Origin of the sequence: Sphingomonas parva (ex Maeng et al. 2020) (assembly GCF_004564275.1) — a bacterium.
Lineage (GTDB): Bacteria > Pseudomonadota > Alphaproteobacteria > Sphingomonadales > Sphingomonadaceae > Allosphingosinicella > Allosphingosinicella parva.
In genome coordinates this window covers 34,822-42,309 of sequence record NZ_SPDV01000057.1, presented here as the reverse complement: position 1 = coordinate 42,309, position 7,488 = coordinate 34,822, and the positions used below count along the sequence as shown (strand labels likewise).

Here is a 7,488-nt window from a genome sequence, read left to right as displayed (position 1 = left end):
GCCGCGCTCCCCGCCGCCGCTGCGGCGGTCGACGAGGCGAAGGCGCGGATCGACGCCGCCGCCGCCGCCCTGCAGAAGGCCCGCGAGGGCGCCGACGCCGGCCGCCGCGCCGAGGCGGAGGCCGCCAATGCGATCCGCGCGGCGTCGCGGGCGGAGGACAGCGCGCGGGTCGAGATCGAGCGGCTCGAGATGCGCCGCACCGGCCTTTCCGAGCGGATCGAACAGGCGGCTGCCGACCTTGCCGATGCGCGCAACGCGTTCGACGAGGCCAGCGCGGTGGTCGCCACTCTACCCGACGCCGCGGCGACCGAGACCCGGGTCGCGGCGCTCCGCGCGGCGTCAGAGACGGCGCAGCGGGCGCTGGCGGAGGTTCGCGCCGAGGCCGCGACCCACGCACGCGCGGTCGGCGCCGATCGCCAGCGCGCCGAGGCGGCCCGCAAGGAAGCGGCCGACTGGGCCGTCCGCGCCGCCGAGGCCGCCAAGCGGCACGCCGACATGGCCGGCCGCATCGAGGAGGCCGAGCAGGAGGCGGAGAGTCTGGCCGATGCGCCCGAGACGATCGCCCGGCGGCTGGAGACGATGGAGGCCGAGGCGGTCGAGGCCAACGCGGCGGCGGAGACCGCCGCGGCCGCCGAGCGCCACGGCGAGAATGCCCTGCGCGAGGCCGAGGCGACGCTTGCCGAGGTCGGCGAATTGCTCGCCTCGGCCCGCGAGGCGCGGGCCGGCGCCGTGGCCCGCCACGAGAATCAGGAGATGCGCCGGATCGAGATGGGCCGGATCTCGGGCGAGCGCTTCGAATGCCCGCCGCCGCTGCTGCCGGAGCGCGCCGGCTTCGACGAGGAGACGATCGCGGCTTCGTCCGAGGAATCGAGCCGCCACGAGCGGCTCAGCGCCGAGCGAGAGCGGATCGGTCCGGTCAACCTGGTCGCCGAGCGCGAACTCGCCGAGCTCGAGGAGAGCCGCACCACCAGCCAGGCGGAGCGCGAGGAACTCGGCCTCGCGATCAATCGCCTGCGCGGTTCGATCGGCAGTCTCAACCGCGAGGGCCGGATGCGGCTGCTCGCCGCGTTCGAAACGGTCGATCGGCACTTCCGCAGCCTGTTCACCACCCTTTTCGAAGGCGGCCAGGCGCATCTCGAGCTGGTCGAATCGGACGATCCGCTCGAAGCAGGGCTCGAGATCCTGGCCCAGCCGCCGGGCAAGCGCCTCTCGACCCTCACTCTGCTCTCCGGCGGTGAGCAGGCGTTGACTGCGGCCGCGCTGATCTTCGCGCTCTTCCTCACCAATCCGGCGCCGATCTGCGTCCTCGACGAGGTCGATGCGCCGCTCGACGACGCCAACATCGAGCGCTTCTGCGACCTGCTCGATCGCATGACCAACGAGACCCAGACCCGCTATCTGATCGTCACGCACAATGCCGTGACGATGAGCCGCATGCACCGCCTGTTCGGCGTCACCATGGTCGAGAAGGGCGTCAGCCGCCTGGTCAGCGTCGATCTCGGCGGCGCCGAGCGCCTGCTCGCCGCGGAATAAGCGGGAGGGCGACCCACTCCGCCTGCTCCCTCCCCCAAGAGGGCCTTCCGAGTCTGGCTTCGCACCCGGACTTTCCTCCAAGTGGCGTCCGGACCGGAACCGGGTTACTCTCCTCCACCGGAGGTGGGACCATGGCGACGGTCGAGAAGCCCCTTGCAGCGGCACGTTACGTTCCCCCGCATCCGCCGCGCGGGGAAGGGCCGGTGCCGGTCTGGCGCGGCCTGATCGGCGAGCGGGCGCGGACGGCCGTCTACGGCTGGTCCGAGCGGGCGTTCGAGACCTGGCACATGGAGCGCAACGTCCTCGGCATCCGCGTGCACATTCCGCTGCACCCGGATGCGGTCCAGCACGTGCTGCTCGACAATGCCGCCAATTACGTGAAGCCCGACATGGTGAAGAAGATCCTCGCGCCGACCATCGGCCGGGGTCTCTTGAGCTCGGACGGCGCGGATTGGCGCGAGCAGAGGCGGATCGTCGCGGCGCGCTTCGCCCCCGCGGCCGTCGACACCCTGTTTCCCGCCTTCGTCGGTGCCGCACGGGGCACCGCCGCACATTGGGGGCGGGGCGGCACGATCGACATGGCCGAGCAGGCAACCGCGACGACCATGCGGGTGATCTCGGACAGCCTGTTCGCCGGCGATGCGCGGCTGACCAGCAAGGCGGCGATCGATCATATCGCCGCTGCGATCGACGGCGTCGCCGAGGCCCGGGTCCAGGTGCTGCTCGGCCTGCCGCTCTTTCCGATGACCCCGAAAGGGCGCCGCGGGCGGCGCGGGCAGATCTATCTGCGCAAGACGCTCGCCGCCGTCGTCGAGGACCGCAGGCGCGGCGGCTATGACGATTTCCTCAGCCGGATGATCGAGGCGCTCGACGCCCAATTCCCACCCGAGGAAGCCCGCGCCCTCGCCGTCGACAACGCCGCAACCTTCTATCTCGCGGGGCACGAGACCACCGCCAATGCGCTCGCCTGGGCGCTCTTCCTGCTCTCGGAGCAGCCCGATCTGCAGCAGGCGGCTGCCGCCGAGGCCCGCGAGGCGCTGGCAACGGGGGAGGGGGATCCCGGCCTGCCGGGGCGGCTGCCGCTGCTTCGCCGCATCCTCGACGAGACGCTGCGGCTCTACCCGTCGGCGCCGCGCATTGATCGCCAGGCGGTCGCGGCCGATCGCCTCGGCGAGCATGACGTCCGCCCGGGCGATATCGTCTCTCTCTGGCCGTGGCTGATCCACCGCCATCGGCTCCTGTGGGAGGATCCCGACGCCTTCGATGCCGATCGCTGGACCGAGGCCCGCAGCGCTGGCCGCCACCGCTTCCAATATCTGCCGTTCGGCGGCGGCCCCCGGGTCTGCGTGGGCATGCGCATGGCGGTCTCGGAAGCGCTCACCGTCCTTTCCCACTGGCTCACGGCGTGGCGTTTCGCGCCGGTGCCGGGCCGGGAGGTCCGCGCGTCCGGCCTCGTGACGCTCCGGCCCGCCGGCGGCCTCCCGCTACGCGTCACCCCGCGAGACTGAGCGGCCGGCACGCTCGCGAATCGCGGCTGGACGCGGAGCCGAGCTTCCGGTGACGATCGGCTGCACCTCGGGAGGCGTGCAGCTCGCCATCTTATCCAGCGTGTTCAAACGTTTGGACGATACGGACGGACTCCGATCGTTCCGCCGGTCAAATTTTCCTTGCGAGCTTATTGCGAATGATTATCAGGACGCTCCTGAGAATGATTTGCAATAGAAAGTTTCGCATGCGTTTTTCCCCTCCCGCCGGTGTCCGCAGCTACCGCAAGGCCGCTCTCGCGCTCGCCGGAGGATCGTCGTTGATGCTCGCGCCCGCGGCAGTCGCGGCCGACACCAGCGAAGAGCTGACGGGTGACGCGGCGGCCGACCTTGCCGCCGACACGGCCGTCGCGGCGGACGAGGACGCGCAGCCGGACATCACCGTCACCGGCGAGCGGTACCGGATCAATACGCTGAACTCGCGGCTCGGCGATCTGCGCGACGCGCCGCAGTCGGTCAGCGTCATTCCGCGCGAGGTGATCGAGCAGCAGGCCGCGACCACGCTGCGCGACGTGCTCCGCAACGTCTCCGGGATCAGCATGGCGGCAGGCGAGGGCGGCGGCGGTCCCGCCGGCGACAACCTCACGCTGCGCGGCTTTGCGGCGCGCAACGACATCTTCGTCGACGGCATCCGCGATTTCGGCAGCTACACGCGCGACACGTTCAACATCGAGCAGGTCGAGGTGGTGAAGGGCCCCTCGTCGGCGCAGACCGGCCGCGGCTCGACCGGCGGCTATATCAACATGTTCACCAAGCAGCCCCAGGCGGTGAGCTTCGTCGGCGGCACGATCGGGCTGGGCCTGCCGAGCTACGGCCGCGCGACCGCAGACATCAACATCGGCGAGGACCGCACCGGGATCGACGGCGCCGCATTCCGCCTCAACCTGCTCTACCATGACGTCGACACCCCCGGCCGCGACTTCGTCGAAACGAAGCGCTGGGGCGTGGCGCCGTCGGTGGCGGTCGGTCTCGGCAGCGCCACCCGCGCGATCCTCAGCTACATGCTGCTCGATCAGGACAATGTGCCCGATTACGGCATTCCGTTCGTCCCGGCGACGAACACCGCGCTGCCTCAATATGCCGAGCAGCCCGCGCCGGTCGATTTCGACAATTATTACGGTCTGCTCGCCCGCGATTACGAAAAGACGCGGACGAACATCCTCACCTTCGCGCTCGAGCACGATCTCGGCGGCAAGGTCCGCATCGCCAACACCACGCGCTACGGCCACGCCCGGCGCGATTCGATCTACTCGTCGCCGCGCTTCGTCTCGACGAGCGGCACCGACATCACGCCGCAGATCCAGTCGCGCGACACTGTCGACGAGATCCTGCTCAACCAGAGCAATGTCACGGCCGAGTTCATGACAGGTCCGGTGCGCCACGATCTGATCGGCGGCTTCGAGATCGCCCGGGAGACCAGCCGGAACCAGCTGCGTGCGATCACCAACGGCACGCCCACCGATCTGTTCGATCCGGATCCGCGGCGCCCCTGGACCGGCACGGTCGAGGACATCCCCGGCGCGATCGTCCGGGCCGAGGCCGATTCACTCGCCGCCTATCTGTTCGACACGATGCATCTCTCCGACAGCCTGCTGTTCAGCGGCGGCATCCGCTGGGAGCGGTTCGAGACCGATTATCATCCTGCCCCCGCCACCCCGCCGGCGCCCGATCTGTCGCGCACCGACGAGACGGTGACGTGGCGCGCCGGCCTCACTTGGAAGCCGCTCCCCACCGTCAGCCTCTATGCCGGCGCCGGCACCTCGGTGAATCCGTCGCTCGAGAACATGACCCAGACGACGCCGACGGCGGCGGTCTTCGCATTGAAGCCGGAGCGCAGCCGCACGTTCGAGCTCGGCGCGAAATGGGATGCGTTCCGTGGCAAGCTGCTCGTCACCGGCGCCGTCTTCCGGATCGACAAGACCAATGCCCGCACGCCGGGCCTGCCGGGCGAGCCCGCGACCGTGCTGGCCGGCGAGCAGCGCGTCGACGGCTTCGAGCTCGGCGCGACCGGGTGGATCACCAAGGACTGGCAGGTGATCGCCGCCTACACCTGGCTCGACAGCGAGGTCCGGCACTCGAACACGCCTGCGGAGATCGGCAACCGACTGGGCAACGTGCCGGCGCACAGCGGCACGATCTGGACCACCTACAAGCTTCCGGCCGGCGTCGAGCTCGGCGGCGGCCTGCGTTATGTCGGGGAGCGCTACACCAACGTCGCGAACACCCGCCAGGTCGAGGATTACTGGCTTGCCGACGCCACCCTCGCCTATGATCTGACCCCCTCCACCAGCCTGAGGCTGAACGTGTTCAACATCTTCGACGAACGTTTCGTCGACCAGCTCGGCGGCGGTCACTTCATCCCGGGCCCGGGGCGCTCGGCGGTGGCGACGCTCGCGTTCCGGCTCTGAGCCGATGCTGATCACCATCCCCGCCGTCCTCGACTCCGCGCAGGTCGCCCGTGCCCGCGCGCTGCTCGATGCGGCGGCGTGGGAGGACGGACGCAGGACGGCGGGCCAGCAGTCGGCGCTCGCCAAGCGCAACGAGCAACTGCCGCCGGACAGCGCGCAAGCGCGCGAGCTCGGTGCCGCGATCCTTCGCGCCCTCTCCGCCAACGCCCTGTTCGTCTCGGCCGCGCTTCCGAAGCGGATCTTCCCGCCCTTGTTCAACCGCTACACCGCCGAGGGTGGTCATGCGTTCGGCAATCATGTCGACAATGCGATCCGCTACTCTCCCGACGGGACGCGCATCCGCACCGATCTCTCCGCCACCCTCTTCCTCGCCGATCCCGGGAGCTATGAGGGTGGCGAGCTGATCGTCGAGGACAGCTACGGCGCCCATGCGGTGAAGCTGCCGGCCGGCGACATGGTCCTCTACCCCGCCACCAGCCTCCACCGCGTGGAGCCGGTGACGCGCGGCGCGCGGCTCGCCTCCTTCTTCTGGATCGAATCGATGGTCCGCGACGACGGCCAGCGCAGCCTGCTGCTCGATCTCGACGTCGGCATCCGCTCGCTCGCCGAGCGCGTCGGCGACTCCGATCCGGCGATCGTCTCGCTTACTGGCACTTATCACAATCTGCTGAGGCGCTGGGCCGACGCCTGATCCGCCTTTCGCGCTCCGCCGGGCGGCCCTATCTAGCCGCAATGCGTATCGCCATTCTCGAGACGGGCAAGCCGCCCGCCGATCTGCAGCCGCGCTTCGGCGACTATCCGATCATGTTCCGGGATCTGCTCGGCCCCGAATTCGATGTGGTGAGCTTCGATGTCGAGGCGGGGGAGTTGCCGGAGAGCCCCGAGGCCTTTCCGGCCTATCTGGTCACCGGCTCGCCCGCCGGCGTCTATGAGGATCATCCCTGGATCGAGCCGCTCAAGGCCTTCCTTCGCGCCGCCAAGGGCAAGGCGCGGATCGTCGGCATCTGCTTCGGCCACCAGATCATGGCGGAGGCGTTCGGCGGCAGGGTCGAGAAGTCGGAGCGCGGCTGGGGCGTCGGCCTGCAGACGCTCGAGGTGCGGGCGAAGCGGGCCTTTATGAACGGCGAGATGTCGGTCTCCGTCCCCGCCTCCCACCAGGACCAGATCGTGGTGCCGCCGCCGGGCGCCGAGGTGCTCGCCGGCAGCGATTTCAGCCCTTATGGCGTGCTTCATTATACCGATCAGCCGGCGCTCTCGATGCAGTTCCATCCGGAATTCGCGCCGGCTTACGCCAAGGCGCTGATCGACACGCGCCGCGATCGCCTGCCCCGGCCGGACGAGGCCTCGGCCTCGCTCGATCGGCCGAACGACAGGGCGGCGGTGGGCCTGTGGATTTGTCGCTTCCTGCTCGAGGGCGAGATCGCGTGACGGTCTGGCAAGCGATCGAGGCGGACATCACCACGCTCGCGGTCGACGCCATCGTCAACGCGGCCAACTCCAGCCTGCTGGGCGGCGGCGGCGTCGACGGGGCCATCCACCGCGCGGCCGGCCCGGGGCTGCTCGCCGAATGCCGCACGCTCGGCGGCTGCCCGACCGGCGAGGCACGGATCACGGCCGGTTACGGACTTCCCGCCCGCCACGTCATCCACACCGTCGGGCCCGTCTGGCACGGCGGCGGGGCAGGGGAGGCGGAGGCGCTCGCCGCCTGCTACCGCAACAGCCTCGCGCTCGCCCGGCAGCACGGCCTGAGGACGATCGCCTTTCCCGCGATCTCCACCGGCATCTACGGCTATCCGGTCGAGGCGGCGGCTGAAGTCGCGGCCCGCGCCGTCGCCCGGGAGATCGCGGCGCATCCCGACGCCTTCGACGAGATCCTCTTCGTCGCCTTCAGCCCCGCCGCGCGAGAGATCTACGCCCGCGCGATTGACACGGCCTGCTGAGGGGCTCCCCGCGTGCGTCATCCCGGCGGAGGCCGGGATCTCAGGTTGGAAAGGCGGAGCGCT

The 7,488-nt window shown here is 70.2% G+C and carries 5 protein-coding genes and 1 pseudogene; all 6 read left to right on the top strand.

The genetic code is table 11. The features are described 5' to 3' along the window. Nucleotides 1-1,533 (top strand): annotated as a pseudogene (locus E2493_RS18850) (chromosome segregation protein); the annotation flags it as partial. A gap of 131 nt (nucleotides 1,534-1,664) precedes the next feature. Then, nucleotides 1,665-3,041 (top strand): cytochrome P450, encoded by a 1,377-nt coding sequence (locus E2493_RS18845; RefSeq protein WP_135089991.1) that lies wholly within the window; start codon nucleotides 1,665-1,667, stop codon nucleotides 3,039-3,041. A 224-nt stretch (nucleotides 3,042-3,265) separates the two neighbouring features. Next, nucleotides 3,266-5,485 (top strand): TonB-dependent receptor, encoded by a 2,220-nt coding sequence (locus tag E2493_RS18840; protein ID WP_167737631.1) that lies wholly within the window; start codon nucleotides 3,266-3,268, stop codon nucleotides 5,483-5,485. 4 nt (nucleotides 5,486-5,489) lie between these two features. Then, nucleotides 5,490-6,176, top strand: a complete 687-nt coding sequence (locus E2493_RS18835) for a Fe2+-dependent dioxygenase (protein ID WP_135089987.1) — start codon at nucleotides 5,490-5,492, stop codon at nucleotides 6,174-6,176. Between the two features lie 41 nt (nucleotides 6,177-6,217). Then, nucleotides 6,218-6,913 (top strand): glutamine amidotransferase-related protein, encoded by a 696-nt coding sequence (locus tag E2493_RS18830; RefSeq protein ID WP_135089985.1) that lies wholly within the window; start codon nucleotides 6,218-6,220, stop codon nucleotides 6,911-6,913. Next, nucleotides 6,910-7,425 carry an O-acetyl-ADP-ribose deacetylase gene (locus E2493_RS18825; protein ID WP_135089983.1) on the top strand — a complete coding sequence of 172 codons (516 nt, stop codon included), beginning with the start codon at nucleotides 6,910-6,912 and terminating at the stop codon, nucleotides 7,423-7,425. Before E2493_RS18830 ends, E2493_RS18825 begins: the two co-directional genes overlap by 4 nt. The last annotated feature ends 63 nt before the right edge of the window (nucleotides 7,426-7,488 follow it).